At 67.1% G+C, this 26,465-nt stretch carries 24 protein-coding genes; 8 read left to right on the top strand and 16 right to left on the bottom strand.

Translation table 11 applies throughout. The features are described from left to right. Positions 1–33 precede the first annotated feature (33 nt). From AC6CH3_RS13300 to AC6CH3_RS13280, 5 genes are all read right to left on the bottom strand, one after another. Positions 34–1,041, bottom strand: a complete 1,008-nt coding sequence (locus AC6CH3_RS13300; RefSeq protein WP_498132885.1) for a Ppx/GppA family phosphatase — start codon at positions 1,039–1,041, stop codon at positions 34–36. Positions 1,042–1,118: 77 nt separating this feature from the next. Further along, entirely contained in the window at positions 1,119–1,568 is a 450-nt protein-coding gene (locus AC6CH3_RS13295; RefSeq protein ID WP_400579321.1) for an SseB family protein, read from the bottom strand. Positions 1,569–1,698: 130 nt separating this feature from the next. Next, on the bottom strand, positions 1,699–4,422 hold the full coding sequence (topA, locus tag AC6CH3_RS13290) for a type I DNA topoisomerase (protein ID WP_498132884.1): 2,724 nt from the start codon (positions 4,420–4,422) through the stop codon (positions 1,699–1,701). Positions 4,423–4,547: 125 nt separating this feature from the next. Beyond that, positions 4,548–5,258: an ArsR/SmtB family transcription factor gene (locus tag AC6CH3_RS13285; protein ID WP_498132883.1), complete on the bottom strand. Its 711-nt coding sequence runs from the start codon at positions 5,256–5,258 to the stop codon at positions 4,548–4,550. A gap of 49 nt (positions 5,259–5,307) precedes the next feature. Then, entirely contained in the window at positions 5,308–6,936 is a 1,629-nt protein-coding gene (locus tag AC6CH3_RS13280) for a DUF7059 domain-containing protein (RefSeq protein WP_498132970.1), read from the bottom strand. Between the two features lie 55 nt (positions 6,937–6,991). On the opposite strand from AC6CH3_RS13280, the gene AC6CH3_RS13275 reads away from it, so the two are divergent. The 3 genes from AC6CH3_RS13275 to AC6CH3_RS13265 all read left to right on the top strand — a co-directional run bounded on the left by AC6CH3_RS13275 (position 6,992) and on the right by AC6CH3_RS13265 (position 8,744). Beyond that, positions 6,992–7,516: a hypothetical protein gene (locus AC6CH3_RS13275; RefSeq protein WP_498132882.1), complete on the top strand. Its 525-nt coding sequence runs from the start codon at positions 6,992–6,994 to the stop codon at positions 7,514–7,516. Between the two features lie 64 nt (positions 7,517–7,580). Then, positions 7,581–8,024 (top strand): DUF6023 family protein, encoded by a 444-nt coding sequence (locus AC6CH3_RS13270; RefSeq protein WP_498132881.1) that lies wholly within the window; start codon positions 7,581–7,583, stop codon positions 8,022–8,024. A gap of 150 nt (positions 8,025–8,174) precedes the next feature. Then, positions 8,175–8,744: a hypothetical protein gene (locus AC6CH3_RS13265; RefSeq protein ID WP_498132880.1), complete on the top strand. Its 570-nt coding sequence runs from the start codon at positions 8,175–8,177 to the stop codon at positions 8,742–8,744. A 47-nt stretch (positions 8,745–8,791) separates the two neighbouring features. Here AC6CH3_RS13265 and trhO read toward each other — a convergent pair whose 3' ends face one another. Next, positions 8,792–9,685, bottom strand: coding sequence for an oxygen-dependent tRNA uridine(34) hydroxylase TrhO (gene trhO, locus AC6CH3_RS13260; protein ID WP_498132879.1), 894 nt, complete (start codon positions 9,683–9,685; stop codon positions 8,792–8,794). 171 nt (positions 9,686–9,856) lie between these two features. Here trhO and AC6CH3_RS13255 point away from each other — a divergent pair, with 171 nt between their 5' ends. Next, positions 9,857–10,549, top strand: a complete 693-nt coding sequence (locus AC6CH3_RS13255; RefSeq protein WP_498132878.1) for a GNAT family N-acetyltransferase — start codon at positions 9,857–9,859, stop codon at positions 10,547–10,549. Between the two features lie 74 nt (positions 10,550–10,623). Beyond that, positions 10,624–13,020: a DEAD/DEAH box helicase gene (locus AC6CH3_RS13250; protein ID WP_498132877.1), complete on the top strand. Its 2,397-nt coding sequence runs from the start codon at positions 10,624–10,626 to the stop codon at positions 13,018–13,020. A gap of 72 nt (positions 13,021–13,092) precedes the next feature. On the opposite strand, the gene AC6CH3_RS13245 is transcribed toward AC6CH3_RS13250, so the two are convergent. From AC6CH3_RS13245 to ssd, 7 genes are all read right to left on the bottom strand, one after another. Further along, on the bottom strand, positions 13,093–13,494 hold the full coding sequence (locus AC6CH3_RS13245) for an Rv3654c family TadE-like protein (protein WP_498132876.1): 402 nt from the start codon (positions 13,492–13,494) through the stop codon (positions 13,093–13,095). Beyond that, positions 13,491–13,958, bottom strand: coding sequence for a TadE family type IV pilus minor pilin (locus tag AC6CH3_RS13240; RefSeq protein WP_498132969.1), 468 nt, complete (start codon positions 13,956–13,958; stop codon positions 13,491–13,493). The genes AC6CH3_RS13245 and AC6CH3_RS13240 overlap by 4 nt, the downstream gene beginning before the upstream one ends. Positions 13,959–13,963: 5 nt before the next feature. Further along, positions 13,964–14,311, bottom strand: coding sequence for a DUF4244 domain-containing protein (locus AC6CH3_RS13235; RefSeq protein WP_498132875.1), 348 nt, complete (start codon positions 14,309–14,311; stop codon positions 13,964–13,966). Between the two features lie 101 nt (positions 14,312–14,412). After that, positions 14,413–15,024 (bottom strand): type II secretion system F family protein, encoded by a 612-nt coding sequence (locus AC6CH3_RS13230; RefSeq protein WP_498132874.1) that lies wholly within the window; start codon positions 15,022–15,024, stop codon positions 14,413–14,415. 82 nt (positions 15,025–15,106) lie between these two features. Further along, positions 15,107–15,943, bottom strand: a complete 837-nt coding sequence (locus tag AC6CH3_RS13225; protein ID WP_498132873.1) for a hypothetical protein — start codon at positions 15,941–15,943, stop codon at positions 15,107–15,109. Beyond that, positions 15,940–17,157, bottom strand: coding sequence for a TadA family conjugal transfer-associated ATPase (locus AC6CH3_RS13220; RefSeq protein WP_498132968.1), 1,218 nt, complete (start codon positions 17,155–17,157; stop codon positions 15,940–15,942). The genes AC6CH3_RS13225 and AC6CH3_RS13220 overlap by 4 nt, the downstream gene beginning before the upstream one ends. 86 nt (positions 17,158–17,243) lie before the next feature. Further along, the gene (ssd, locus tag AC6CH3_RS13215; RefSeq protein WP_498132872.1) at positions 17,244–18,302 is read right to left on the bottom strand and encodes a septum site-determining protein Ssd; all 1,059 of its coding nucleotides are present in this window, start codon (positions 18,300–18,302) and stop codon (positions 17,244–17,246) included. 314 nt (positions 18,303–18,616) lie between these two features. On the opposite strand from ssd, the gene AC6CH3_RS13210 reads away from it, so the two are divergent. Both AC6CH3_RS13210 and AC6CH3_RS13205 read left to right on the top strand, forming a co-directional pair. Next, the gene (locus AC6CH3_RS13210; protein ID WP_498132871.1) at positions 18,617–20,371 is read left to right on the top strand and encodes a bifunctional 3'-5' exonuclease/DNA polymerase; all 1,755 of its coding nucleotides are present in this window, start codon (positions 18,617–18,619) and stop codon (positions 20,369–20,371) included. Between the two features lie 216 nt (positions 20,372–20,587). After that, positions 20,588–20,785, top strand: coding sequence for a YegP family protein (locus AC6CH3_RS13205; protein WP_498132870.1), 198 nt, complete (start codon positions 20,588–20,590; stop codon positions 20,783–20,785). A 25-nt stretch (positions 20,786–20,810) separates the two neighbouring features. Here AC6CH3_RS13205 and AC6CH3_RS13200 read toward each other — a convergent pair whose 3' ends face one another. From AC6CH3_RS13200 to AC6CH3_RS13190, 3 genes are all read right to left on the bottom strand, one after another. Next, entirely contained in the window at positions 20,811–21,488 is a 678-nt protein-coding gene (locus tag AC6CH3_RS13200; protein ID WP_498132869.1) for an NUDIX hydrolase, read from the bottom strand. After that, positions 21,485–22,270 carry an endonuclease III gene (gene nth, locus AC6CH3_RS13195; protein ID WP_498132967.1) on the bottom strand — a complete coding sequence of 262 codons (786 nt, stop codon included), beginning with the start codon at positions 22,268–22,270 and terminating at the stop codon, positions 21,485–21,487. The genes AC6CH3_RS13200 and nth overlap by 4 nt, the downstream gene beginning before the upstream one ends. Before the next feature lie 186 nt (positions 22,271–22,456). Then, positions 22,457–23,968 carry a hypothetical protein gene (locus tag AC6CH3_RS13190; RefSeq protein WP_498132868.1) on the bottom strand — a complete coding sequence of 504 codons (1,512 nt, stop codon included), beginning with the start codon at positions 23,966–23,968 and terminating at the stop codon, positions 22,457–22,459. Between the two features lie 408 nt (positions 23,969–24,376). Here AC6CH3_RS13190 and acs point away from each other — a divergent pair, with 408 nt between their 5' ends. After that, a complete protein-coding gene (gene acs, locus AC6CH3_RS13185) occupies positions 24,377–26,404 on the top strand; it encodes an acetate--CoA ligase (RefSeq protein WP_498132867.1) in 2,028 nt (675 codons plus the stop codon). The last annotated feature ends 61 nt before the right edge of the window (positions 26,405–26,465 follow it).

Below are 26,465 nucleotides of genomic sequence, written 5' to 3'. Positions count from 1 at the left end.
TGGAATGCTTCGTCCGACGCGTGGGCTCCTGGCTCATCCGGCGGCCAAGGACTCCGTAGGCTGGGCGGTTTCACGCTGGACGCCGACATGCGGGGCCGGCTCCAGCGGCCCGTCAAAGACCAACTGGTCGAGTCGCCGCAGGATGAGGCCTTCACGCAGGGCCCAGGGGCAGATCTTGATCTTTTTGAACGCGAACAGTTCAAGGGCTGCCTCCGCCACCAGGGCGCCCGCAAGGAGCTGATTGGCGCGCGCCTCCGAGACGCCCGGCAGGTGCAGCCTGTCCTCGCTCTTCATGGCAGAGATGCGCTGCGCCCAGATGCCCAGGTCGGCGGCGTTCAGCTCGCGCTTCACGTATGGTCCGGCACCACTCGGTGCCGCGCCTGCGATGCGGGCCAGCGAGCGGAAGGTCTTGGAGGTGCCGGCCACGACGTTGGCCCTGCCGATCGGGTCGAAGCTTCGGACTGCGGGCTTCAGCGTTTCGCGGATGTACCGCCGCAGCTCCTTGACGCTTTTGGCGGAGGGTGGATCCTCGTGCAGCCAGTCCCGCGTGAGGCGGCTGGCACCGAGAGGCACGGACGTGGCCAGCTCCGGAAGCTCGTCCTGCCCGGATGCCATCTCAAAGGATCCGCCGCCGATGTCCAGGTTCAGGATGGGGCCGGCGCCCCAGCCGTACCAGCGGCGGACGGCGAAGAACGTCATGGACGCCTCTTCGCTGCCGGTCAGTTCCTGCAGCGTCACCGTCGTCTCGTGCTTTATCCGGGCCAGCACCGCGGGTCCATTCGTGGCCTCGCGGATGGCTGACGTACAGAAGGCCAGCAGGTCATCGGCCTTGTGCCTCGCCGCAAATTCCCATGCCTCAAGGACGAACTCTGCCAGCTCATGCTGGCCGGCGTCGGTGATGTTGCCGTCGCCGTCGAGATACTGCACAAGGGATAACGGCCGCTTGTGGGAGGCGAAAGGCACGGGGCGCGCGCCAGGGTGTGCATCCACCAGCAGGAGGTGGACAGTATTGGACCCGATATCGAGGACGCCTAGCCGCATCCTGCCATTATTCCCCGAGGAACGTTGGCAGGAGCAATCCGAGCGGCCACATTTCGGTCAGGCCGAAGGCCGGGGCGCTATTCGCCTTCGAGTCCCGCGGGGTTGGCGTCGACGTCGTCGGCGCGCTTGAAGTCGCGCTTGATGTTGGCGATGCCCTCCGGGTTGATTTCGAACCCGTAGGCGGCACCGGGGTTGATGACCATGCCCAGCTCGTCCCCGATGTTCGCGATGATGGCCGCGCCCTGGGTCCCGAGAACGTTCGGGGCTGCGTCGAGGTATTCCTGGTCCACACGGCTGGGGTGCGAGAACACGGCAAGTACCGGCTGCCCCTCCGCGTTGCCCAGCACCAGCGGTTCAACCTGGGAGTCCTCGCCCTCAAGGGTGTCCGAACTGATGATGTAGACCTCGTTGTTGAGGAACGACAGGATGACGTCCACCGGGTTGGCGTCCGGCCGGTCCCCTTGGGCCAGCTTCTCCTCGAGGTCGTTCAGCGGCGTGGTGTCTGCGGGTCCGGGCTGTTCAGTCATGCCTCTACTCGACCACGTTGAGGTGCGAGGCGCAATTCCTCACATCACCCGCCTGCCGGATGGGAGGAATCCGGCAGCGTGCATCTAAGCGGGCACACGCCGAGCAATTTCTCCCATCCGGGGACCTCTACTACTTCTTTGCCGCGGCCTTCTTGGCCGGGGCCTTGCGGGTGGTGGTCCGCTTGACCGGCCCCTTGGCCCGCTTCTCGGCCAGCAGTTCGACGGCGCGTTCCCTGGTCAGTTCCTCCAGGGACGTGCTGCGCGGGACGGTGATATTGGTGATGCCGTCGGTGATGTAGGGCCCGAAGCGGCCTTCCTTCACCACGATGTTCTTCTCCGAGACGGGGTCCGGACCGAACTCCGCCAGCGGGGGCACCGCCGCACGGGCTCCGCGCTGCTTGGGCTGGGAGTAGATCTCCAGGGCCTGTTCCAGCGTGATGGTGAAGATTTCCTCTTCCGAACCAATGGACCGCGAGTCCGTACCCTTTTTCAGGTAGGGGCCGAACCGGCCGTTCTGGACCGTGATCACGTTGCCCTCAGCATCTTCGCCGAGCACCCGCGGGAGGCTCATAAGCTGCAGTGCCTCGTCGAGGGTGATGGATTCGACTGTCATGGACTTGAACAGCGAACCGGTGCGCGGCTTGGCCTTGACCGGTTTCTTCGGCGGTTTGGGCTTGCCGTTCTTGTAGTACTCCACGGGCAGGTTGGCCAGCTGTTCCTCGGTCATCTCGGGGATGATCTCGGTGACGTACGCGCCGTACCGTCCGTTCTTGGCGACAACCGTGTGACCGGTGTGCGGATCCTTGCCGAGGACCCGTTCCTCCGGGGCGGCTGTCTCCATCAGCTCCACGGCCTTGGCAGCAGTGAGCTCATCCGGGGCCAGGTCCTCGGGGACGTTGGCACGCGCGGCCTCCACGACCTCACCCGTTTTCGGATCCACGGTGGGGACGGAACTCTCAAGGTACGGGCCAAATTTGCCGACGCGCAGCGTGATACCGTCCGCGATGGGCACGGAGTTGATCTCCCGGGCGTCGATCTCGCCCAGGTTGTTGACGATGCTCAGCAGGCCGGGGTCCGCGTCCTCGCCGTAGTAGAAGTGCTTGAGCCAGGCGGCGCCCACGGCCTGTCCGTTGGCGATCTTGTCCAGGTCGCCTTCCATGTCGGCCGTGAACTCGTAGTCCACGTAATCCGTAAAGTGCTGCTCGAGGAGCCGCACCACGGAGAAGGCAATCCAGCTGGGTACCAAGGCCGAGCCCTGCTTACGCACGTAGCCGCGGTCCTGGATCGTGGAAATCGTGGAGGCATAGGTGGACGGGCGTCCGATGCCCTTCTTTTCCAGTTCGGCCGTGAGGGACGCTTCCGTGTAGCGAGGCGGCGGGGACGTCTCATGGCCCACGGCGATGATGTCGGAGGCGGTGAGGGAGTCGTCCTTTGCCACGTTCGGCAGGCGGCGCGCCTCCTCAGAGTCCTCGTCCCCCCGGGTTTCGTCTTTCCCTTCCTCATAGGCGGCCAGGAAGCCGGGGAAGGTGATGACCGTGCCGGAGGCCGAGAACTCGGCGTCGCGGCCGTCGGCTGCCACCGCGCCGAGGCGGATGGTGGCGGTGGAACCCTTGGCGTCGCCCATCTGGGAGGCGACGGTGCGCTTCCAGATCAGCTCGTAAAGACGGAATTCGTCACCGCTGAGCTGCTGCGCCACCTGGGCCGGGGTGCGGAAGGAGTCGCCGGCGGGCCGGATGGCCTCGTGGGCCTCCTGCGCGTTGGCTGCCTTGCTGGAGTAGACGCGGGGCGACTGCGGAATGTACTCGGGGCCGTACAGTTCGGAGGCCTGGCGGCGGGCTGCCGTAACGGCTTCGTCGCTCAGCGCCGAGGAGTCCGTACGCATATAGGTGATGTAGCCGTTTTCGTACAGCCGCTGGGCGATCTGCATGGTGCTCTTGGACGAGAAGCGCAGCTTGCGGCCGGCTTCCTGCTGGAGCGTGGACGTGGTGAACGGGGCCGCCGGCCGGCGGGTGTACGGCTTCGTATCGACCGAACGGACCCGGAAGTCGGCGTTGTCCAGACCGGCCGCCAGCGACGTGGCGAGTTCCTCGTTAAGGTGGACCGCGTTGCGGGCGGTGAGCACGCCGTCGTCGTTAAAGTCCCTGCCGCTGGCAACCTTGGCTCCGTCAACCGCGGCGAGCTTGGCCTTGAAGGAACCGGACTCGGCACCGAACTGGCCGGTCAGGTCCCAGTAAGAGGCAGCCTTGAAGGCCATGCGTTCCCGTTCACGGTCGACCACCATGCGGGTCACCACGGACTGCACGCGGCCGGCAGACAGGCCGCGGGCCACCTTGCGCCACAGCACCGGGGAAATCTCGTAGCCATAGAGCCGGTCCAGGATGCGGCGGGTTTCCTGGGCGTCCACCAGGGCGGCGTCCACGTCGCGCAGATTGTCCATGGCGCGGTGGATGGCTTCCTTGGTGATTTCGCCGAAGGTCATCCGGTACACCGGAACCTTGGGCTTGAGCACTTCCAGCAGGTGCCACGCGATGGCCTCGCCCTCGCGGTCCCCATCGGTTGCGAGATAGAGCGCGTCGGCGTCTTTGAGCTGGGCCTTGAGTTCGGCGACCTTTTTCTTCTTGTCCGGCGAGACGACGTAGTAGGGCTTGAAGCCATTTTCGACGTCGACGGCGAACTTGCCCAGGGAGGTTTTCTTCAGGTCCGCGGGCAGCTCGGACGGCTGCGGCAGGTCGCGGATATGACCAATGGAGGCCTCAACGATGAAGCCCTCGCCAAGGTACTTGGCGATGGTCTTGCTCTTGGCCGGAGACTCCACAATCACGAGTTTCTTGCCGGTTTTGGCCTTGCTTGGCACTGTGCTCCTACAGAAAAAGATTGCTCGGGCAGATCAGCCCATATTGGCCTAGTTCACCATATTTTGCAGAATCCTGCGCAGTCATGTGGAAAACACGTGGGCACAGTCACTGCCAGGCAACGCATCTAGGCGCCGTCGGCGGTGTCCTTCCGCCCCGGACCTTCCGGCGACCGGTCGTCCGGAATCATGGACCACATGGTGGCGATCCGCTCGGCCTCCGGCGGTATGTTGCCGGGGTCCTCGAGCTCGTAGTTCCGCAGCAGTCCAAAGACCTTTTCGGTGAGTTCCCGCTGCTGCGCCGGGGTCAGATACAAGAGGTCAGTGGCGAGCACGACCGCTGCCGGCGGCTCGGGAGACTCGCCCCGCTTCCGCTGCTCATCCCGGCTCCTCGCGTAGGCATTGGCGCGGCGGCGGAAGGCCTGCAGTTCGAGGTCGACAACGGCGAAGTCGGGGCTGGCCACCCCGCCGCCGGAATTAATGGTGAAGTCAGTGCCGGCCGCTTTCCAGCGGCGTTCGCGCGCATCTCCGGCAGTCTCCGCGGGTGCCACGATCCCCCATTTCTGCAGCGCCCTGAGGTGGTAGCTCATCGCGCTCGGCGTGAGACCGGTCTGCTGGGCAAGCTCGGTGGCCGTTCGGCTCGACTGGGTGGAGTACAGCTCGGAGATTACTTCCAGCCGCGCGGCATGGGCGAGCGCCCGGATTGCCTTGGGGTCGGTGATCTCGACCTCCTTTTCCGGCCGGCGCCTGCGCTTAGGCTGCATGTCCCCCTGCTGCATGTCCCCCTCGGGGGATGCCCTGCGGGCGGCAGGTTGCGCGCGGGGCGTGTCTGTACTCACCCCTTAAGTTTAGTCAGCCGCCGGCAGTTGTGAAAGAAATGCTTGACATTCACTGCTCCTTGGCCGGCAGCAGGAAGCCGTCCCGGACAAGGTTCTCGACTTCCGCGAGCATGCCGCTGCGGAAGGCCTCGCTGTCAAAACCCTGGTATCCGCCCAGCAGGGCCTCCAGGGCGCCGATGATCTGCCCCGCCGAAAGGTCTCCGTCGCACGCTGAGACGAACCCGGCAAGCTCCGTGCTCAGCAGGTTCGTGCGCCGCAGCCCGGCACCTTGGCGCAGCAGAATGACCCCGGGGTGTTCGGCGCCCGGCCGTTGGTGACGTTCTTCAGTGACGTCGTCAGCCACGAGCAGGTGCGCGGCGGACAGGTCGTTCGCGGCCAGCCAGTCGATGCGGTCAACCGCGGCGCCGAGATGGGGGCCGACAGGCTGCTCGATCGGGTACGTGATTTCCTCGAACCGCTGGATCCTGCGCGATCCTGCCGAGGGCCGCCGCAGCCAAATCATGCCGAAGCCGATTCCCCCCACGTTCCGTGAGGCAAAGTCATCCAGATAGGCAGCGTAGGCCTCCTGGTAGTGCGCCCGGTCCCTGGTTTCCGAGGCATCCTGCAGCCAGGTCTCGGCGTACTGCTCCGGCCCGACCTGCTCCCGCTGGATAAACCACGCATCGGTGTCCGGACTGGCCCAGCTTTGCGGCCGCGCCTCCCACGACTCCCCGGCGGTGATCTCCCAGTTGCCCAAAAGCTGGGCTGTTCCGCCAGGCGCCAGCACCTCCGGCAGTGATTTGACCAGCGAAGCCACGATCTCATCCCCGGGCAGGCCGCCGTCGCGGTAGGTGAACTGGTCTTTGGCTGCCTGCCCTGCGCTGCGGGGCGTGATGACGAAGGGCGGGTTGGAAACCACGAGGTCGAATTCCTGTCCGGCCACGGGCTCCAGCAGCGAGCCGAGCAGGAGGCTCACCCGCTCCTCGGGCCTCGACGGGTCCACATGGAGCGCCTCGGCATTGAGCAGGATGTTGAAGCGCGTGAAGGCCAGGGCCCGCTCTGAGATGTCCGTGGCGGTGACGTGCTCGCTGTGGTGCAGCAGGTGGAAGGTCTGGATGCCGCAGCCTGTGCCCAGGTCCAGGGCGCGGCTGGCGTGCCGCCGGATGGTGGTCTGCACCAGAGTTGTAGAGGCCTGCCCAATGCCGAGGACGTGGTCGTGCCGGAGCACGCCGGGGCGCTGATGGGCGGCGAGGTCACTGGCCACCCAGAGTTCCGCGCCGCCGCTGCCGGACGCACCCTCCCCTGCGGCAGCGTGCCAGCCGTAGGGCCTGAGGTCCGCGATTGCCGTCACCCCAGCCGCCCCAGCCTCCGCAAGCCCGAGGGACACCAGGCCCTCTGCCCGGGTCCGCGGCAGGGCGGCATCGAGGACTGCAGCCTCCTGCGGGACGGCCAGCAGCCAGAAACGCACGACGGCGGCCAGGGCCGCGGTGCCCGGCCCGCCATGGGAGGCTTCCTCGGTAACGATCAGCGCGGGGATGACCTGGTCACGGTCCAGCGCCGAATATGCCGAGGGGCCCAGCAGTCCGGCGACGCCGTCCACGGTGTAGTCCAGCTCCCGCAGGTCAGCGGCCAATGCCTGCAGGAGGTCCGGAAGGTCGCTGCGGGGGGCGTCGGGGGTATTGCCGGCAGTAAAGAGCATCGGTTCGGTCACCGGGCCAGTCTATTTGTCGGAAGGGAAGACTAGAGTGGGGGCCATGCTCGGCACCCAAGCAGCGGCGGCAGGACCGGAGTGGCTGCAGTATGTCGCGGCATTCGCTCCCTTCAGCACGCTGGCGGCGGCTGTGATCGCCGGCTGGATCGCCTGGCGGACGCTCGCCCAACGGCGCGAAGCGGACCGCCGGGACCAGTGGTGGCAGCGCACCCAGTGGGCCATCGATCTGGCGATGGACCGCGATTTCAGCCGGGCAGTGGTGGGCCTCATTACGCTCAGGCATCTGGCCGGGAGCGACCTTTGCACGGCCGAGGACTACGCGATGCTGGACAAGATCGGCGGCACCAAGATCGATGCCCTCACGCTGTCCGAAGAGAGCGCAGAACGGGACAGGCAGCAGTCCCCGGCACCGCCGAAGCATCCGCCCTCGGCCCGGGGCGATCTTATCCCCGTGGATCTCGGCTCCCGCGGCGAGCGGGTCTTTGCCGCCTCGCCCGGCATGGCGCAGGCGCTCGTCGAGGCAGACAGGCTTGTGGCTTTCGCGGCGGCCCGGCACGGCGGCATCTGACGGGTCCGCGCCGCGGGCCCCTTCCGCCGACGGTCGGCCTTCCTGTAACGGGTAAGTTGTAGGTATGGCTGAACGTTTCCCGGCGATGCTCCGCGCCCTCTCAGGGGCGGCGGCCGTCGCCTGCATCCTGCTCGTCCTCCCGGCCTGCTCTCCCGTAGTGTCCATCGAAAATGCCGACGTTCCCGCGTGGAAAGCCACGGCATTGCCCTCGGCCAGCGACTCGGTTCTGGAGGATGCCGGCAAGATCCTCAACCGCGACAGGATCATCCGGGAAGCAGCCAGCGTGCCGGCCGGCCGCTACACCTTGACCGCCACGTGTGAAGGTGGCGGCAAGGCCTTCTTTGAAGTGTCGCTCGACGGGCGGCAGCTTGCCGATGCCGGGGCCGCCTGTAACGGCAGCCGGGAGATAACGAAGATCACCGTCGCCACACCCGGGGCCCTGGAAATCAGCACCTCCAGCGTCGATGCACCGCTCATTTATGCCTACCAGTTGGTTCCGGCCAGGTAACCTCCACGAGGAACACAGGCTCCGCCCAAAGCCGGTCAACGGGACTAATGCCGGAACCGGCCAGGGTGTTGTAAAGCGCTTGGGCGGCGCGCGCCGGTTACCTTGCACTGGCGCTAGCCCCCCTGCGTCCGCCGGGCTTAGAGTCGGTGTATGCCCACAGTGCGGATGACCTCCGTGCGCAATTCCTCCAGGCGGGCACCGCGGGTTCCGCCGCTGCGGACCCCGGCAGCCGGCGTCGTGCTTTTCCTTGCGCTTGCTGCCGGCGCCGTCCTGACCGGCTGCGAGTACGACTATGACGACGGCCGTGGCGCACTTCCCGCCGACACCTCATCTCCCGTGACCGATGCGGCGCTGCCCCGGGATCCCCTGCAGGACCTCCCCGTATCGGGCCCCGAGCTCGACGAATGGGCGCGCGAGGTACTGCCCGACTCCGCCGGTGAGGTCGTTTACACCGACTACGGCACCGTCGAAGGGGACGAAGAAGAGAAAACGTCCACGGGGAAGCTGGGCAGCGGCACCTACGCCCTGACCCTTGCCTGCCGCAGCGAACGGCGGGTCTCGTTCACGGTCCGCGATTCCGAGTTCGCCCTGGTGGATCTGAGCCTGCGCTGCGGCACCTCCAGGGTGAATGTCGTGCACCTCTCAAAGGCTTCGGCACTGCGCATAACCGTGGAGGCGAGAAGGGATGCCAACTTCGCCCTCAAGATAAGCCGGCTCTGAACGGTCCGCTTACCCGGCGGACAAGCCTGCCCACCTGGCCCATGCCGTCAGGCGGCGCAGCCCTGCGGGCAGCGCAGGGTTTCCGGGCTTGCTGCACACCCGGCGCAGTACAGCGTCAGTGTTCGGCAGCTTAGGTTGGAGCAGTTCTCGAATTTGCTGGTCGGCGACGCGCAGCGGACGCATTCGCCGATGGTTTTCGCGTCTTCGCTGAACTCAAGGTGCATGCGCTTGTCGAAGACGTACAGCGAACCTTCCCAGAGTCCCTGGTCCTTGAAGGTTTCGCCGTAGCGCACGATCCCGCCGTCGAGCTGGTACACCTCTTTAAAGCCCCGGTTCACCATGAGGCTGGAGAGCACCTCACAGCGGATGCCGCCCGTGCAGTACGTGACCACCGGCTTGTCCTTCAGTGCGTCGTATTTGCCGGACTCGAGTTCTTTGATGAAGTCGTGGGTGGTGGCAACATCCGGGACAACCGCGTCCTTGAACTTGCCGATCTGGGCCTCGAAGGCGTTCCGCCCGTCAAAGAACACGACTTCCTCGCCGCTCTCCTTCTTGGCGTCCACTAACTGGTGGAGTTCCTCAGGCCTCAGGTGTTTGCCGCCGCCAACGACGCCGTTCTCGTCCACCTTCAGCTCGCCCGGGGCGCCGAAGGAGACGATCTCGTCCCGGACCTTGACGCTGAGACGGGGGAAGTCCTCGGCGCCGCCCTCCGACCACTTCACGTCAATGCCATGAAAGCCCCTGTATTCGCGGGTGGTCTTGACGTACTGCTTGACGGCGTTGAGCTCACCCCCGACCGTGGCGTTGATGCCGTCCTTGGAAATCAGGATGCGCCCGGTCAGGCCCAGCTTCTCGCACAGGGCGCGCTGCCAGAGCCTGACGGCGTCAGGGTCTGCGATGGGGGTAAAGCCATAAAAAAGGACGATTCGGTTCAAAGCCACGTATTTAAGGGTACTGGCTGTAGAGAAGGCACCGGAATCCCGCAGGCGCGGCCGCGAAGCCTTCGGAGGTGCTCAAAGGGGCACGTGGAGGCGTGGCTGAGCCCCATCACAATTGAATAAGCAAATGCCAAAGCTCTGTTACTTGTGACAGTGCTGGAATAGTCTCATCACATGACGCCAGAAGCCATGGTTGGAGACATCACGCATCTGCTGGAAGTCTGGGTAGCCGGCTGGGCCGGCTGCCGGGGCTATGAGACGCGCACCGAAGGACGGTTCCCTGCCGCCCTCCGCGCCGACACAACCGGGGAATGGGAGTACTTTGCTTCCGATCCTTCCGACGCCGAGTTTGCCGACCTTGCAGAGAAGGCGGCCGAGGCGCCGGTACGCGTGCTGACCATCCTGACCAACGACGTTGACCGGTACAAGGTCCTCGCGCAGCAGCACGGGCTTAATGTCACATCAGCGTCCCAGACCATGATGGTCGTGGACATGGAGACACAGGACGCCGAGGACCCGTGGCTTTCCGACGACGAACTGACCCTCGAACTATCCGAATCCAACGGGGTGCACCATGCGGTCGTGCGGTCCGGAGATGCCCTCGCAGCCAGCGGACAGGTGCTCGTGATCAACGGGACGGCCGTGTTCGACAAGATCGTGACCGAGCCTGATTTCCAGCGCCGCGGGCTGGGCAGCTTCATCATGAAGGCCCTGGCCGCCCAGGCGTTTGAGCACGACGTGGAGGACGGCCTGCTGCTTGCCTCGCTCGATGGACAAAAACTCTATTCGCACCTGGGCTGGACCTCGGTGTGCCATGTCCTGATGCTCTCCGCGTCGAACGAAGGCTCGGACCTCTCTGTCGCCTGACGCGCTTCCCTCCGGCTGAGTGCTTCCACCGCCGCGATGTCCCCCGGCGCTTGGGCAGGTGAAAGAATGTTGGGGTGAACCCCCATGACTCGCTGATTTCCTTGTTGGGCCGCGGCCCGAACCCGGAGCAGCTGCGCCATGTGCGGACCATCCCGGCGCGCGAGGCGGTGCACGACCCGTGGCCTGCATGGGCCCATCCCGACCTCGTGGGCGCGTACGGCAAGCTGGGCATCCAGCAGCCATACCGGCACCAGGTTCAGGCAGCCAACATTGCCCACTCCGGCGGACACGTTGTGGTGGCCACCGGCACGGCGTCCGGAAAGTCGCTGGCCTACCAGCTTCCTGCCTTGGACGCGATTCACCGCTCAGAGCTGCGGGTACTCTCGGAGCCGGGCAAGATACATGAAGACGGTGCGGTGGCGCTATATCTTTCTCCGACCAAGGCGCTCGCAGCGGACCAGCTCGCCGCGATCCGCTCGCTGAGGCTGCCCACGGTCCGGGCAGAAACCTACGACGGCGACACTGACCAGGCGTCCCGGCGCTGGATCAGGGACCACGCCAACGTCATCCTGGCCAACCCCGACATGTTGCACTTCGGGATCCTGCCCAACCACGCCTGGTGGGCTGGATTCTTCCGGCGCCTGCGGTACGTGGTTGTGGACGAAGCACACAGCTACCGCGGCGTCTTCGGCTCCCACGTGGCCAACCTGATGCGCAGGCTCCGACGCATCTGCGCCTACTACGCGGGTCCCTCCTCCCCCGGCCCCGTCTTTATTGCAGCCTCCGCCACCGCGTCGGACCCGGAAAAGTCCTTCGGGCGGCTCATCGGGGCCCCCGTTCAGTCCGTCGCGGAAGATTCCTCCCCGCACGGCTCCACGACAGTGGCCTTCTGGGAGCCTGCTCTGACCGAGGTGCGCGGCGAGAACGGCGCCAAGGAACGCCGGACGGCGGTTGCCGAAACAGCGGACCTGCTGGCCAACCTCGTCTCGTCACGGACCCGGACGATCGCCTTCATTAAGTCCCGGCGGGGCGCGGAAACCATTTCGTCCATCACGAAGCGCCTGCTGGATGAGGTTGACCCCAGCCTGCCCCAAAGGGTTGCCGCCTACCGCTCCGGATACCTCCCCGAAGAGCGGCGCGCATTGGAAAAGGCTCTGCGGACGGGCCAGCTGCTGGGCATTTCGAGCACCTCGGCCCTGGAACTGGGAATCGACATCTCCGGCCTCGATGCTGTGCTGGTTGCCGGCTGGCCCGGGACGAGGGCCTCCCTGTTCCAGCAAATAGGCAGGGCCGGGCGTGCTGGGCAGGATGCGATTGCGGCCTTCGTAGCCAGCGATGACCCTTTGGATACGTATCTGGTGAACCACCCTGAGGCGATCTTCGATGTATCGGTGGAGGCAACTGTCTTCGATCCCTCGAATCCCTACGTTCTCGGCCCGCACCTGTGCGCCGCAGCCGCGGAACTTCCCCTGGGTCCTGCGGAGCTTCCACTGTTTGGCGGCACGGCGGAGAAACTGCTCGGCCAGCTTGTAGAGCGGGGGTATTTACGGCGGCGCCCTGCCGGCTGGTTCTGGACCCATCCCCAAAGCGCGGCAGCCATGGTGAACCTCCGGGCCGACGGGGGCGGTCCTGTGAGCATCGTGGATGCCGACACCGGGTCCCTTCTGGGAACCATGGGCTCCCCGCAAACCCACTACCAGGCGCACACCGGAGCGGTCTACGTCCACCAAGGTGACAGCTATGTGGTGGAGGACCTGAACGAGGACGAGCACTGCGTGGTGGTGCGCCGCGCGAATCCGGACTACTACACCACCGCCCGGGACATAACACAGATCGATGTGCTGGAGACCGACCGCACGGCGCAGTGGGGTGACGTTGCTGTCCATTTCGGTGAGGTGAAGGTGACGACTCAAGTGGTTTCCTTTCAGCGCAAAGCCCTCATTTCGAACGAGGTCCTGGGCGAAGAGCCCCTGGAACTGGGGGCCCGGGACCTGTTTACGAAGGCTGTCTGGTTCGTCATGGATAACCGGTCCCTGACAGGTGCCGGCCTGGTCGAGGCTCAGTTCCCCGGTGCCCTTCACGCAGCGGAGCATGCGGCCATCGGGCTGCTGCCGCTCGTGGCGTCGAGTGACCGCTGGGACATCGGCGGTGTCTCGACGGCGATCCACGCCGACACCGGGGTGCCCACCATATTTGTCTACGATGGGCACCCCGGCGGTGCCGGCTTTGCCGAACGCGGCTTCGAAAAGGCCAAGATGTGGCTGACGGCCACACGTGATGCCATCAAGGCCTGTGAGTGCGACTCCGGCTGCCCGTCCTGCGTCCAGTCGCCCAAGTGCGGCAACAAGAACAACCCGCTGGACAAGGACGCAGCCGTGACGTTGATCGATGTGCTGTTGAGGGATGCCACCGAGACCGCCCGACCGTCCGCGGAGTTTGTGGCGACCGCCGGTGTTCCCGACGCCGGCTAGGTCGACACTGCCTAGGTCCGATGCCGGCTAGGCCCGACGCCGGCTAGCTCTGACACCGGCTAGGCCCGCCCGCTAGGGAGGAGGTCCCGCCCGCGCCCGGCCGGCGGCGGCCCCCAGGAGCGTACCTGCCACAAGTTGAGTGCGGACTTCCACGGACTGATCGCCTCCCTCCGTGCACGTAAGGAGCCGCGCGTCGTGCCGGGCGGCGACCGCGGCGGCCACAGCGCACGGTTCACCCACTGAAACCCCCCGCAGCGCGTCCGCTGCGGCGAGGGCAGCAAGGTCAGCTGCCGCTGCGGCCTGGGAAGCCATTACGGCCGACTGCGCAAGAAGCATGCTCATGGACATCGCCAGAATGACCACCATCCCGAGACCGGCAGCAAGGACTGTGCCAGATCCCCGCTCAGACTGCCGCCGCTGACACGGACGCCGCTGAGACTGATGCCGACCGATCTGGCAGCGGTTCCCGTTCACACCGGTGTCCTTGATCGAGGTTTGTCCTGCAGATTGGCGGCGCTGGCGTTTCGGATCCCGGGCATCCGGAACGCCGCCGCTTCCCCTCGGGCTTCGGCCTTGGCGGTCAGTGTCCACGGCACCATGGACCCGAGGGGACCGGACGCGCGGTCCGTCACGGTGACGCTCAGCCATTCGCCGTCGCTTACCACTACGGATGTGGCCGAGGCTCCGGCCAGCTTGCGGACGATGCCGTCAATGGTGGCCGGCTCCTCGCCGCGGGCAAGGGCTCTGGCCCCGGCGCGGGCCGCTTCCTCCAGCCGGAGCTGGGTGATCCCTGCTGCAGACCCCGCCAGGAGCATGGCCAACAGCATGAGGACTGCAGGCAGTGCGACCGCGAATTCAGCCGTCACGGCGCCGCGGCTGTCAGTTGTGCGGCCCGTTGGGGTGTTCGTCCTTCCGCGGGGCGTCGGGATCTGCAGCATGGGAGTCACGGCAGGGCCAGCGCCGTACGGATCAGGTTCAGCAGGAAACCACGGACTTCGTCGCTGCGCAGGATGAACACGAGAATCCCGGCAAAGCCCACGGCCGCCAGCGTGGCGATGGCATATTCCGCCGTCGCCATCCCGGCCTCGGATCCCATGAGCCGCCTCCTCTGCCGCACCTTTACGCGGGGAGCCGTGCTCGCCCCCGGATAGATTTCCCGCACTGCTGCATCGTCGCTTTCCTGCCGTGCAGGCAGGGCACCGCCGAGGCTGTTTTGATTCAGGGACATGGTTTTCCTTTCTGGTTGGCCGGCGGTGTTGCCGGCTACTCCCGACTTTCCTGCCTGCCGCACCGGACGGTAAGTGACGCGTTGGCCTAAGTGGAAAACCGGCGCCCGCTCCGCGGTGTGGAGGAAAGGTGCCTCGGAATCGTGCGTGCAAGGGACCTTCGCGCTCACGATCCAGAGGGCACCAGGGCGAGGAGCACAGGGACGACGCCAAGACAGATAAACGCCGGGAGGGAGCAGAGGCCCAGGGGAATCACCAGTTTGACGCTGAGGGATGCGGCGCGCTTTTCCGCAGAACGGAACCGTTCACGGCGCATCCTGGCAGCCTGGGCGTAAAGGATGGCGGACGATGGCGCACCGGTCAGCGCGGCGAATCCCAGTGCGTCCCGCAGTGCCAGTACTTCGGCGGAGTGCCCCTCGGAACTCCGCCAGGACGTTTCCCAATCAGCCCCGATGGCCAAGGCAGCCACCACAGGCCTCAACGAATTGCGGTACGAAGGTGAGGCGGCCGCCGCGACGAGCTCCAGGGAGCGGCCGATTCCGCATCCTGCGTCCAGCATGGCGGCGACCAGCTCGAGCATCATTGCCGGATCTCGCAGTCCGGCTTCCTGCCAGGCTGGACCCGACCTCCCCGCGTCGTCAGTCATGGTGTCGTCCAGCAGCACGCCGACCTTGGCCAACAGGCGCCTTCGCATGCGTGAGCGTCCGGACAAGGCGAGTGACGCCGCCAACGCCATCAACGACGCAATCAGCACAGCGGACAGTATCGGTTCCGTCATGTCCGTGCCGCACCCCTGCGCCGGGTCAGGTCATGCCGCCCCGCTTCACATCGCAGGCCGGTCACACCATCTCCAAGGACGCTCACGCCACTGCCGCGCCGGCGGCCGCCCGCACGAGCCTGGCGGACCAGATCCGGCCGACGATTGTCAGCAGGACGCCGGCGATCAGGGCCGCGATACCGACAGGCGTGCCGGCCAGCATTGCCAATGGGTCCACGCCGAGGCATATCCCCAGCCCGAGTCCGAGCAGGGGCAGCCACGTCAGCAGGGTGACCGTCGCCTTGGGGCCGGCGAGGGCGGTTTGGCGTGCCGCTTCGGCGTCGTCCTCTACTTCCAGCTGCGCGGCGAACCGGGTCAGGACGTCCGCCAGAGGGCAGCCGCTGGCTTCCGCGATATCGAAGCAGGCGGCAAGGTCCGCCCAGATCCGGGGTTCGTGGCCGTTCGTTCTGTGGCCTGCGGACCGTGCGGTCAGACGTATGGCTTCAGCCACGGGGGAACCACGCAGTGCCGCCCCTCTTGCGGCCGCCAGAATCACCGTCGAGGCCGTGCCGAGGCGCTGGCCATCGGCCGTCCCCATGGCCTGGCCGGATCCCGCGTACACGAGCCACAGTTCGTCCCAGAGCCGGGACGGTCTCCGGCCGCCCTTCAGCAGGGCAGCAAGCTGCTGGACTACCACGGTGAGCGGCACCTCCCCGTCCTTGCCGCGCCTGGCGGCCCGGCGTCCACGGAGGAAGGGACGGCTGCGGTACCGACCGCCTCCGCCGTTTCCGGACCCCTGGCCGCGCGTGCCGGACCCGTGGCCGAGCCCGCCGCGCGTGCTGCCGTGAAAGGCCCTCCGGACCCTGCCGCTCACGCCACGCGGCGGCCGCAGAATCAACCACAGAGCCAGGCCGAGCGCAACCACGAGAACGGCGATCATGCCCCGGCTCCCGTGGGGTGCGGCGGCCGGGGCATTGCAGGATCCAGGCCGAGCCTCCCGGCTAGCGTCTCCCACGCCGGGCCGGTGACCAGCTGACCACCTGTGACCTCCAAGGCAGCGGAAACGCCAAGGTTCCCGGCACTCTGCTGCATCAATCCTATGCAGGCCACATGCCGCCCTTCCCGGTGCCTGGCGACATGGACGACAACGTCCAGGGCACTGGCAACCTGGAGCCGCACGGCATCCGGCCCGAGCCCTGCCAGGGCACCCAAGGCCGTGAGGCGCGCTGGCACGGCACCGGCGGTGTTGGCGTGGATCGTCCCGCCGCCGCCGGTATGGCCGGTGTTCATGGCCGTCAGGAGTTCCCGCACCTCGGCGCCCCGGCATTCCCCCACGACCAGCCGGTCGGGCCTCATCCTCAGGGCCTGACGAACGAGCTCGCCCAGATCCACCGCGCCGCCACCTTCCAGGTTGCCATGCCGCGATTCAAGGGCGACGACGTGCGGGTGCACCGGGTTCAGCTCCGAGGCATCCTCGATCAGGACGAGCCGCTCGCCCGGATGGCACAGCCCGAGCAGCGTGGACAGCAGAGTGGTCTTGCCCGATCCGGTGGCGCCGCTGACCAGGAAGCTCAGCCGACGGTCCACCATCTGCTCCAGAACCGACTGGATCAGCGGCCCGAACATCCCGCCGTCCCTGAGCTCGTCCATGGAGAAGACCTGCTCACGGCGGATCCGGATGCTCAGCAGGGTCCCGGCCGTGGAGATGGGCGGCAGAACCGCGTGAACCCGGTAGCCGCCGTCGAGCCGCACGTCAACGCACGGTGAACCGTCGTCCAGGCGGCGTCCGCCTGCGGCCACAAGCCGTGATGCGAGGGCCCGGAGCTGCGTCTCTCCCGCAAAGGCCACAGGTGCCCGTTCTATTCCCCGCCCCCGGTCCAGCCATACGGCATCCGGCGCATTGACGAAGATGTCGGTGACCGAAGGATCCCTGACAAGCTGCTGCAGCGGCCCCAGACCATTCAGTTCAGCGCTGATGCGTTCAACAGCCGCGAGGGAACCGGCCGTGCCGAGCAGCTTTCCCGTGGCCTGCACGGCCGCTGCCACACGCGAGGGCGTCACCGGCCCGGCATCTGCCATGACAGATTCCCGCACACTCTCGAGGAGCCCGGAATCCAACGCCCTGGGTGCACGCCGCCGCCGGCTTCCCTCCATCGGAGCCGCCCTGCCAGCTGCCGGCCTGGAACCGGAAAATGCGGGATCGGAGAAGGTGCTTCGTCCCGGGACGTCTGAATGCCCGCTCACTGCGCATCCTTGGCCGGCAGCCCGCCGTCGAGCAGCTCGAGGACGGACGCGGCGAACCGGCGAACGCTCCTCCGCTTGCCCTGCTCCAGCAGGCGGCCGAGCTCGGCTGCCCCGGCTGTGCCGCGCACTTCGGGCATGGCGCCATGCAACGGAAGGCCCACGGACTCTGCGATCAGCGTCCCGTCCAGGGCAGCACCTGCCCTGCCGCGGATGACCAGCGCTGAATCCACGGGCGGAAGCTCCTGAAGCAGGCGGGCGGAGGCCACGGCCGCCTTCAACTGTGCGGGGACCACAACAAGCAGGCGGTCGCAGTCCCATGCAAACGTCCGCAGTGGTTCGGCGTTTCGGCCGATGTCTACGACAACAAGTTCATAGCCACGCCGTGCGGCATCGAGCACGCCGCCGGCGGTGGCGGAGTCCACGGCAGGCGGCCGCTCCCTGCTTCCCGGCCATGACAGGAACGAGAAGCCGCCGGCCACGGGCAAGGCATCCGCGAGCTGGCCGGGATCGATGCTGCCGCTCGCGTCAGCGAGATCCGGCCAGCGGAGACCCGGTGATTCTTCCGCCGCCAAGGCGAGTTCGAGTCCTCCTCCCCACGGATCGGCGTCCACAAGCAAGACGCGCACGCCAAGGTTCGCGGCCGCCTGCGCAATCCAGATGCCGGCCGTGGTGGCACCCGCACCCCCGCAGCCGCCGGTGATACCCAGTACCGCGCCGCCCGCCTCCGGGGAGCGCGAACGGCTGAGGTATTCAGCCAGCCAGGCCGCGGCGTCGGGAAGAACGGCGACCCGCTGCGCTCCAATCGCCGCCCCCAAATGCCAAAGGCTGTCCCCTTCCCCGCTAAGACCCACCAGAACCGCTGGTGCCCGGCGCCGCGGGGGCAGCTCACGGATATCACTTCCGACCAGGACGGCAGCAGCGGAATCCCAGTACGGTGCGGCCTCTGCAATGTTGGCGGCAACGCGCAGCGCTCCGCCTGCCGCGGCCACAATCCTTTCCACCTCCCCTTGGAGAAATTCAAAGCCCGTGACCAGCAGCACGTCGTCGGCTCCCACCGGAAGCCACGCGCCCTGACCCGGTTCCGCCTGACCCGGCTCCGGAGGCCGCAACGGCGCGGCCCGCACGGGAGTCTCTGGCAAAGGAAAACCCGCCAACGCCGCCGTATCCGGTCCCGACGACGCTCCTTGATTACGTGCATGATGCCTGCTCATGGAGCAACTCTGGCGGGAACCCGTCCCACACGGCAGCGGCCCACGACGCTATGTGGACAACCCCACTGGATGCAACCATGTGGAGGGGAAGTCGGGCACGGCATGTGAAACATGCGTCCCCGCACGGGGCAGCGACAAAATCAGGGCAGAATAAAGCCATGTTTCTGTTGCTGGCTGCCCACGCTGACGGAGCGGCCCTGCAGGAGCTGACGGCCGACGGCCTTCCGAGCCCGCGCAATCCCCACCCTCGGATCATCAGCCGCGCCGCCATGGCAGCCGCTAACCCCGACGGATCCCCCGGCGGAAGCGCAACTGGGCTTCCCGCCGTCGTGCGTGAACTCGAACAGCAGCGTCCGCGCTGGATCTGGCACCGGACGCAGGACTGGTACCCGGCGCTGCTGGCGGCGGGCGTCGAGCTGGAGCGGTGCTACGACCTCTCGCTGTGCGGCGCGATCCTGGCTCATTCCGAGTTCACCGCGCACACACCCTATGCCCAGCGCGCGGAGAAGGTGACGCAGGACGACGACCTCCAGCAACCCCCGCGGGTGCTCCAGCCGCCCCCGCCGCCAGCCGATCAGGGAGCGCTCTTCGACGATCCCGGATTGCGCGCAGAGCAGTTGCCCGCCATTGAAGACCTGCGCGCCGAATACGCCGCCCAGCAGGAAGCCTTGGCAGGCGCCGCCACGGACGGCAACCGCCGGCAGCGCCTCCAGTTGCTTCTTGCCGCAGAGTCCGCCGGCGCCATGATCGCGGCCGAGATGCAGCACGCCGGCGTGCCCTGGCGTGAAGAGCTGCATGAAAAGATCCTCGCCGATCATCTGGGTCCCCGCCCGCCGGCAGGTCACCGCCCCGCCAAACTGGAGGCACTCAACACCGAACTCCGCACGCTGCTGCGCTCGCCGGCATTGAACCCCGATTCGCCGCAGGAGCTGATGCGTGCCCTCCACCGGAACGGCATAGAGGTGAAGACGACACGGCAGTGGGAACTGAAGGAGTCCACCCACCCCGCCATTGAACCGCTGCTGGCATATAAGAAACTGGCGCGGCTGCACGCGGCGAACGGCTGGGCGTGGCTGGACGCATGGGTCAGGAACGGGCGCTTCCAGCCGGAATACGTGGTGGGCGGCGTTGTCTCGGGCCGGTGGGCGTCGCGCGGAGGCGGCGCGCTACAGATTCCGCGCCAGGTCCGCGGCGCCGTACACGCCGATCCGGGGCACAAGCTGATCGTTGCAGACGCCTCGCAGCTGGAACCGCGGGTGCTTGTGGCGCTTGCACAGGATTGCACGATGGCCGAGGCCGCGAGGGACCAGGACCTTTATGCGGGCATCGCGGCCAAGGGATTCGGCGGCGACCGCGCCAAGGCCAAGATTGCCCTGCTCGGCGCCATGTATGGCGCCACCTCGGGTGAAGCAGGCCGTCTGATGCCGCAGCTGGCGCGCACCTATCCGCGCGCCGTCGGCTTTGTGGAACAGGCAGCCCGCGCGGGCGAGGCGGGGAAAACTGTCACCTCACGGCTCGGCCGCAGCAGCCCGCCGCCGTCCGAACGATGGTTCCGCAGCCAGCAGTCCACCTCAGCTGAGGAGCAGCGCCGCGCCGACTCTCTCGCCCGCTCACGCGGCCGCTTCACGCGCAACTTCGTGGTGCAGGGCTCGGCGGCGGACTGGGCGGCCTGCTGGCTTGCGGAATTACGACGCCGGCTGCGCGCCCTGCGTGCCGGCGGTTCAGCTTCCGGTGAGCTCGTCTTCTTCCTCCACGACGAAGTCATGGTCCACGCCCCGGACGCGGCGGTTGAGAGCTGCGTCCGGGCTATCGAAGACGCCGCCAACGCCGCAAAGGAATTGCTCTTCGGCCGGATTCCGGTGGAATTCCCGGTCAGTGTGGCGATAGTGGACTCGTACGACAACGCGAAGTAGGCCGGGCCCCCAAGGCGGAGAACGGACAGTATACCGTCGGCGGCCGGAACTGAAGTCACATGCGCCGCACGCCGCAACGCAGCGTTTCAGAAAGTAATGTACCCGCGGGTAGTTCGCGCAGGTGCCGAACATCACATTACTCTCATGTGTAACCGGGCAGTGGCAGTGAGTTGGCCCGGCAAGTGCAAGGAAGCATATCAGGGGGGGTCCCGGCCGATGGCGGGCAAATTTGAAGTACACCAGGACAACGAGAAGTTCTACAAGTTCCGGCTCAAAGACGGAGACGGCAACGTAGTGGCGGAGTCGCCACGGTTCAAGAGCCTTTCCGGCGTAGTAGCGGGCATCAATGCCATGCGGGAGAACGCCGCAACGGGAGTCGTGGTGGATCTGCGGCAGCCGCAGCACCAGAGCTAGCCCGCATCACGACCAACCGGATTAGCTACACCTTCAGCGGGTGCAGCCGCGTCCGGTCCCACGGGACGGACCAGCCCAGCTGGTCAAAGAGTTCATTCAGGATCATCCCCGTGAAGCCCCAGACCACAACGTCCTTCACGGTGAACGCCGGACTCTGGAACGTCCGGTCCATCCTCGTGACAGTGGCCATGGCCCGGTTCTCGGGGTCCAGCAGATCCCGGACCGGAACACGGAAGACCTGGGCGGACTCACCATAGTCAACCACATGGACCGGGGACGGCGAGGTCCACCAGCCCAGCACGGGCGTCACGAGGTAGTTGCCGCGCGGCAGCGCCAGCTCCGGCAAGGCGCCGAGCACCTCCACGCCCCTGGGATCCACGCCTGTCTCTTCCTGCGCTTCGCGGAGGGCCGCGGCGACAGGTGATTCGTCGGGATCGATGCCGCCTCCGGGAAATGCCACCTGGCCGGGATGGTCATCCAGCGTGTGTGCCCGCTCAAGGAGCAGGACGTCCAGATCGGCCGGTGCCAAGGGTTTTTCCGATTCCGCCGGCACGTCATCGAGCGCACCGAACAGGATCAGCACGGCGGCCCTGCGTGCCACCGACGGGTCGACTGTCAGCGTCTCCCAGTAGGGGTTGCGGGCTGGTCCGTTTCCCGCCCTGATGGACTCCACCAGACCCACCAGGTCCCGGTGTGCGGTCACGGCGACCTCCGCTGGGAATCCATCCGGATCTCCGCGGCGCGATGGGTCTCCGCGAGGAGCCTGCCCAGCAGCTCTTCGTTGCCCGGTGCAAGTTCGTACTTGAGGAGCTTCGCGGCCTTCGCCGGGTCTGTCTCCCCCATGCCGAAGGCGGGACACCAGTTGGCCACGGCGCAGGCGCCGCAGGCAGGCTTCCGGGAGTGGCAGACCCGCCGGCCATGGAAGACCACGCGGTGTGACAGCATGGTCCAGTCCTTGGGCTCAAACAGTTCGGCCACGTCCGACTCGATGCGGACGGGATCGTCGGAGTCCGTCCAGCCGAAACGGCGCGCGAGCCGCCCGAAGTGCGTGTCCACCGTGATGCCCGGAACGCCAAAGGCGTTTCCCAGCACCACGTTGGCGGTCTTCCGACCGACGCCCGGAAGCGTCACCAGATCCTCGATCCTGCCGGGCACCACGCCGTCGAACTCATCCACGAGCCGGGTGGCCAGCGCCATGAGGTTTTTCGTCTTGGCACGGAAGAACCCGGTCGGCTTGATGATCGCCTCAAGCTCCGCCGTGTCCGCCTCGGCCATGCTGCGCGCGTCCGGGTACCGGGCGAAGAGCAGCGGCGTGATGAGGTTGACCGTCACATCGGTGGTCTGCGCGGAGAGCACCGTTGCCACGAGCAGCTCGAAAGGGGACCGGAAATCGAGCTCGGCATGGGCGTAGGGGTATTGCTCGGCCAGCGCCCGGTTGATTCGCCGCGCCCGCCGCTTCAGGGCCAGCGCCGACTCGCCGGACAGCCGCTTTGCACCGGCGGACGCACCGGCACCGGCCGAAGCCGCCGCGGCCGGACCGGCAACACCCGGACCTGCACCGGCGCTGGCACCGGCAACAGGCGCAGCATCCGCCGGCGGGCCTGCCTGGGCAGGGATGCCGTTCAGCGGTGTGGCGCGGCGGGGCGTGCGGGAGGTGGCCACGGCGGCCCGCTAGCCGCGCTCGATGTTGCTGAGATCGCGCAGAACGCCCACCCGGCCGTCCGTGTGCTGGACCAGGAATTCGTCGCCGCGGTCTTCGAGTGCAAGCACCCAGCCGCCGGGTTCGATGCCGAACAGCGGAGCACCGGTGCGCTCGTCCACGGCGGTGCGGTGCTGTGCCACAGCGAACCAGAAAGCCTCGTGGACAGGCTGCTCCGATTCCTCCGGGCGGCTGGAGGGGTCCACGGTGGCGCCGATCGGTTCCTGGGAGCGCACCGGCTCGTGGGCCTTCACCTGGGGGTGCACGGCGGTGGCGGGCGTGACCGAGGCCGCACGTGCCTCCTCAGCCGGCGCAGCCGCAGATGCCTTGTCAGCCGGTGCAGCTGCACTGGCGACCGGGACTCCGTCCAGCTGGGTCACTTCTGCCGGCGAGGCCGGCTCCGTGTCGGCGGGCCGCTCGGCCGCGGGCTTCGCGGCAGAAGGCACGACGGCGGCGGCTTCAGTTGCCGGGGCCGCTGCCGCTGGACTGGAGGCGGACCATGCCCCGGCAGATGCGGCGCCGACGGCTCCGGCTGGGGCTCCGGCCCCGGGGGTTGCTGCCGCCTGAGCGCCGGCAGCGCCGGCAGCACCGGCAGCGCCCGCAGTGCCTGCAGCAGCCGCGCTGCCGGCGGTCCGGCCACCGGTAGTCTGGCCGGCAGCGTAGGGACCAGCCGCCGTCGGGCTCTGCAGGGACGGCTTTGCGTCGGCAGCCTTGGCCGGCTTGGCAGGCTTGGGGGCCTTTGCCGGCCTCGGCTTCCGCACGGGAACCGCCGACTCCCGCGCCATGACATGGGCGGGCACTTCGGCACGGTCCAGGAAGTCGCCGGCGAAGAAGGGGATGAAGCGCGCCAGCACCGTGGCTGCGAGCAGTACCAGCGAACCGATCAGGGCAACCAGCAGGAACGGCGTGAAGCCCTCGGCGGTGGCCAGGAAGAAGAAGGCCACGGAAAAGGAGGCCACCACGGAGCCGAACTGGTCAATGGACAGTGAGCCGATCCGCACCTTCGTTTCCGGGGCAAGGCGGCGGGCGACGAACAGCGCCGACACAATGAGCGGCAGGACAATTCCCAGGCCGAGGAAGAACAGGCTGCCCAGGTTCCACAGGTTGTACCTGGGCGAGAACATCGGGACCAGCGATGCGACGAAGAGAACCAGCGTGGCCGCAAAGACGGTTACATCGCGGATGGTGAATGGACCGACGACGGCCTCGTTCCCAACCCCGGCGCTCTTGTCCGCAGGCGCATCGGAGCTGCGGGAGGCGTTTTCAGCAGGCTCCCCGACTTTCGGGGTCACCGGAGTTTTCGGGGTCACCGCGTGGGCGCCGGCTCCGGCACCCTGCGCCGCGCCTTGAGTCGCATCCCCGGCTGCGTCCTTGAGTTCCGCTCCACCGCTCCGGGACGGACCTTCAGGCGCCGGATGACCCAGGTCTCGCTGGGCTGGACCCGGCTGGGCCAGGCCCGGCTGGTCGTGGCTTTGCTGATTCATACTGTTCTCCTTAGCGTGGCGGCACCCTAACGGCTGTCCAATACAGGGCGACACCTGATGGCCGGCGCCCTGACCTCGGGGGTCAGGCTGCCTCCGGCCTCTGTCACGAGTCCCTCTCAGCCTAGCCAGTTGCTTGCATGATCACTAGCTGACGGGCCGCGGGAGGGTGCCTGCCAGACGGCGACAGGATGCCTTTGGAGAGACCATTCGTCGCTTAATCCGCACCGCTCACTGTTCGCCGTGTGACGCGGGACACGCCGCAATGGCGGGAAGCGATAGGCTGTTTTCCGGAACAGCTCTTTGCGGTACGTCCGCGACCGGCCGCTCCCCGACGATGCGCTGCGCGGCGGGTGACGGCGGGCCGCGGTCCGCCCGCGCAGCAAAGATCGATGAATGATGAGGTTCACCATGTCCCAAGACACTCCCGGCTCGACGGCCACCGCCGCCAACCCCGCCCAGCAGGGCGACGCTCTTGAAAACCTGCTGCATGAGAACCGCAAGTTTGCCCCCTCCGAGGACTTCGCCGCCAACGCGGTGGTTGGCGCGGAAGTGTATGCCGAGGCCGACGCCGACCGCCCCGAGTTTTGGGCCAAGCAGGCGCGCGGGCTGCTGACGTGGGACAAGGACTTCACGCAGGCTTTGGACTGGTCCGACCCGCCGTTCGCGAAGTGGTTCGTCGGCGGCGAGGTCAACGCCGCGTACAACGCCCTGGACCGCCACGTTGAGAACGGGCTCGGCGACCGGGTGGCCATCTACTTCGAGGGCGAGCCCGGGGACTCCCGCGCCTACACCTACGCGGAGCTGACCGAGGAGGTCAAGAAGGCCGCGAACGCCTTTGAATCCCTCGGCGTTGCCAAGGGCGACCGCGTGGCCGTGTACCTGCCCATGATCCCCGAGGCCGTGATCACCCTGCTGGCCTGCGCCCGCATCGGGGCAGTGCATTCGGTGGTGTTCGGCGGCTTCTCCGCGGACGCACTCCGGTCCCGCATCGAGGATGCCGAGGCCAAGCTCGTGGTCACAGCGGACGGCACCTACCGCCGCGGAAAGCCCAGCGCCCTCAAGCCCGCGGTGGACGAAGCACTGGCGAAAGAAGGCCACACCGTGCAGAACGTGGTGGTGGTCAAACGCAACGGCCAGGACGTGGACTGGCACGAGGGCCGGGACCACTGGTGGGCGGACACCGTCGGAGCCGCGTCCACGGAACACACCGCCGTCGGCCACGACTCCGAACACCCGCTGTTCATCCTCTACACCTCCGGCACTACCGGCAAGCCCAAGGGCATCCTGCACACCACAGGCGGCTACCTTACCCAGACCGCATTCACGCACAAGGCGGTCTTTGACCTGCACCCGGAAACGGACGTGTACTGGTGCACGGCCGACGTCGGATGGGTCACCGGACACTCCTACGTCGCCTACGCCCCGCTCATCAACGGCGCCACCCAGGTCATGTACGAAGGCACGCCCGACTCTCCGCACCAGGGCCGCTGGTGGGAGATCGTGGAGAAGTACAAGGTTTCCATCCTCTACACGGCCCCCACCGCGATCAGGACCTTCATGAAGTGGGGCCGGGACATCCCGGACAAGTACGACCTGTCCTCCATCCGGGTCCTGGGCTCCGTGGGCGAACCCATCAACCCCGAGGCCTGGATGTGGTACCGCGACGTCATCGGCGGCAACGCCGGCAAGCACGGCGAGAAGAAGGACAACCCCGCCCCCATCGTGGACACCTGGTGGCAGACCGAAACGGGCGCCCAGATGATCGCCCCGCTGCCCGGGGTCACCGCGGCCAAGCCCGGCTCCGCCCAGGTGCCGCTGCCCGGCATCGCCGTGGACGTCGTCGATGAAAACGGCAAATCCGTCCCCAACGGCCACGGCGGCTTCCTGGTGATCCGCGAGCCCTGGCCAGCCATGCTCCGCGGCATCTGGGGCGACCCCGAGCGGTTCAAGGACACCTACTGGTCCCGCTTCGAGACCATGTATTTCGCCGGCGACGGCGCCAAAAAGGACGAGGACGGCGACGTCTGGCTCCTGGGCCGCGTGGACGACGTCATGAACGTCTCCGGGCACCGGCTCTCCACCACGGAAATCGAGTCCGCCCTCGTCAGCCACCCGGCCGTGGCCGAAGCTGCCGTCGTCGGCGCCACCGACGAAACCACCGGCCAGGCCGTCGTGGCGTTCGTCATCCTGCGCGGCGACGCCGTGGACTCCGGGGACGAAATCGTCCAGGACCTCCGCAACCATGTCGGCAAGGAAATCGGCCCGATCGCCAAGCCCAAGACCGTCCTCGTGGTCCCGGAACTGCCCAAGACCCGCTCCGGGAAGATCATGCGGCGGCTCCTCAAGGACGTCGCCGAGGGACGCGACGTCGGCGATGCCACCACGCTCGCCGACAACACGGTGATGCAGCAGATCGCGGCCTCGCTGAAGAAGTAGGCGGAATTCCGCCGTGAACTGAGCCCGTCCGAATTACCGGGCGGGCCCGGTTCATGCCCTG

The organism is Arthrobacter sp. GQ119 (genome assembly GCF_059759125.1).
Note: the sequence above shows the minus strand (reverse complement) of the source record. Positions and strands in the feature narration are given on the sequence as shown.

Excerpts from the sequence above, each read along its gene's own strand:
- AC6CH3_RS13300 (WP_498132885.1), bottom strand. The coding sequence starts at position 1,041 with ATGCGGCTAGGCGTCCTCGATATCGGGTCCAATACTGTCCACCTCCTG.
- AC6CH3_RS13295 (WP_400579321.1), bottom strand. The coding sequence starts at position 1,568 with ATGACTGAACAGCCCGGACCCGCAGACACCACGCCGCTGAACGACCTC.
- AC6CH3_RS13280 (WP_498132970.1), bottom strand. The coding sequence starts at position 6,936 with ATGCTCTTTACTGCCGGCAATACCCCCGACGCCCCCCGCAGCGACCTT.
- AC6CH3_RS13275 (WP_498132882.1), top strand. The coding sequence starts at position 6,992 with ATGCTCGGCACCCAAGCAGCGGCGGCAGGACCGGAGTGGCTGCAGTAT.
- AC6CH3_RS13270 (WP_498132881.1), top strand. The coding sequence starts at position 7,581 with ATGGCTGAACGTTTCCCGGCGATGCTCCGCGCCCTCTCAGGGGCGGCG.
- AC6CH3_RS13265 (WP_498132880.1), top strand. The coding sequence starts at position 8,175 with ATGCCCACAGTGCGGATGACCTCCGTGCGCAATTCCTCCAGGCGGGCA.
- AC6CH3_RS13255 (WP_498132878.1), top strand. The coding sequence starts at position 9,857 with ATGACGCCAGAAGCCATGGTTGGAGACATCACGCATCTGCTGGAAGTC.
- AC6CH3_RS13240 (WP_498132969.1), bottom strand. The coding sequence starts at position 13,958 with ATGCTGCAGATCCCGACGCCCCGCGGAAGGACGAACACCCCAACGGGC.
- AC6CH3_RS13230 (WP_498132874.1), bottom strand. The coding sequence starts at position 15,024 with ATGACGGAACCGATACTGTCCGCTGTGCTGATTGCGTCGTTGATGGCG.
- AC6CH3_RS13225 (WP_498132873.1), bottom strand. The coding sequence starts at position 15,943 with ATGATCGCCGTTCTCGTGGTTGCGCTCGGCCTGGCTCTGTGGTTGATT.
- AC6CH3_RS13220 (WP_498132968.1), bottom strand. The coding sequence starts at position 17,157 with ATGGAGGGAAGCCGGCGGCGGCGTGCACCCAGGGCGTTGGATTCCGGG.
- AC6CH3_RS13210 (WP_498132871.1), top strand. The coding sequence starts at position 18,617 with ATGTTTCTGTTGCTGGCTGCCCACGCTGACGGAGCGGCCCTGCAGGAG.
- AC6CH3_RS13205 (WP_498132870.1), top strand. The coding sequence starts at position 20,588 with ATGGCGGGCAAATTTGAAGTACACCAGGACAACGAGAAGTTCTACAAG.
- AC6CH3_RS13190 (WP_498132868.1), bottom strand. The coding sequence starts at position 23,968 with ATGAATCAGCAAAGCCACGACCAGCCGGGCCTGGCCCAGCCGGGTCCA.
- acs (WP_498132867.1), top strand. The coding sequence starts at position 24,377 with ATGTCCCAAGACACTCCCGGCTCGACGGCCACCGCCGCCAACCCCGCC.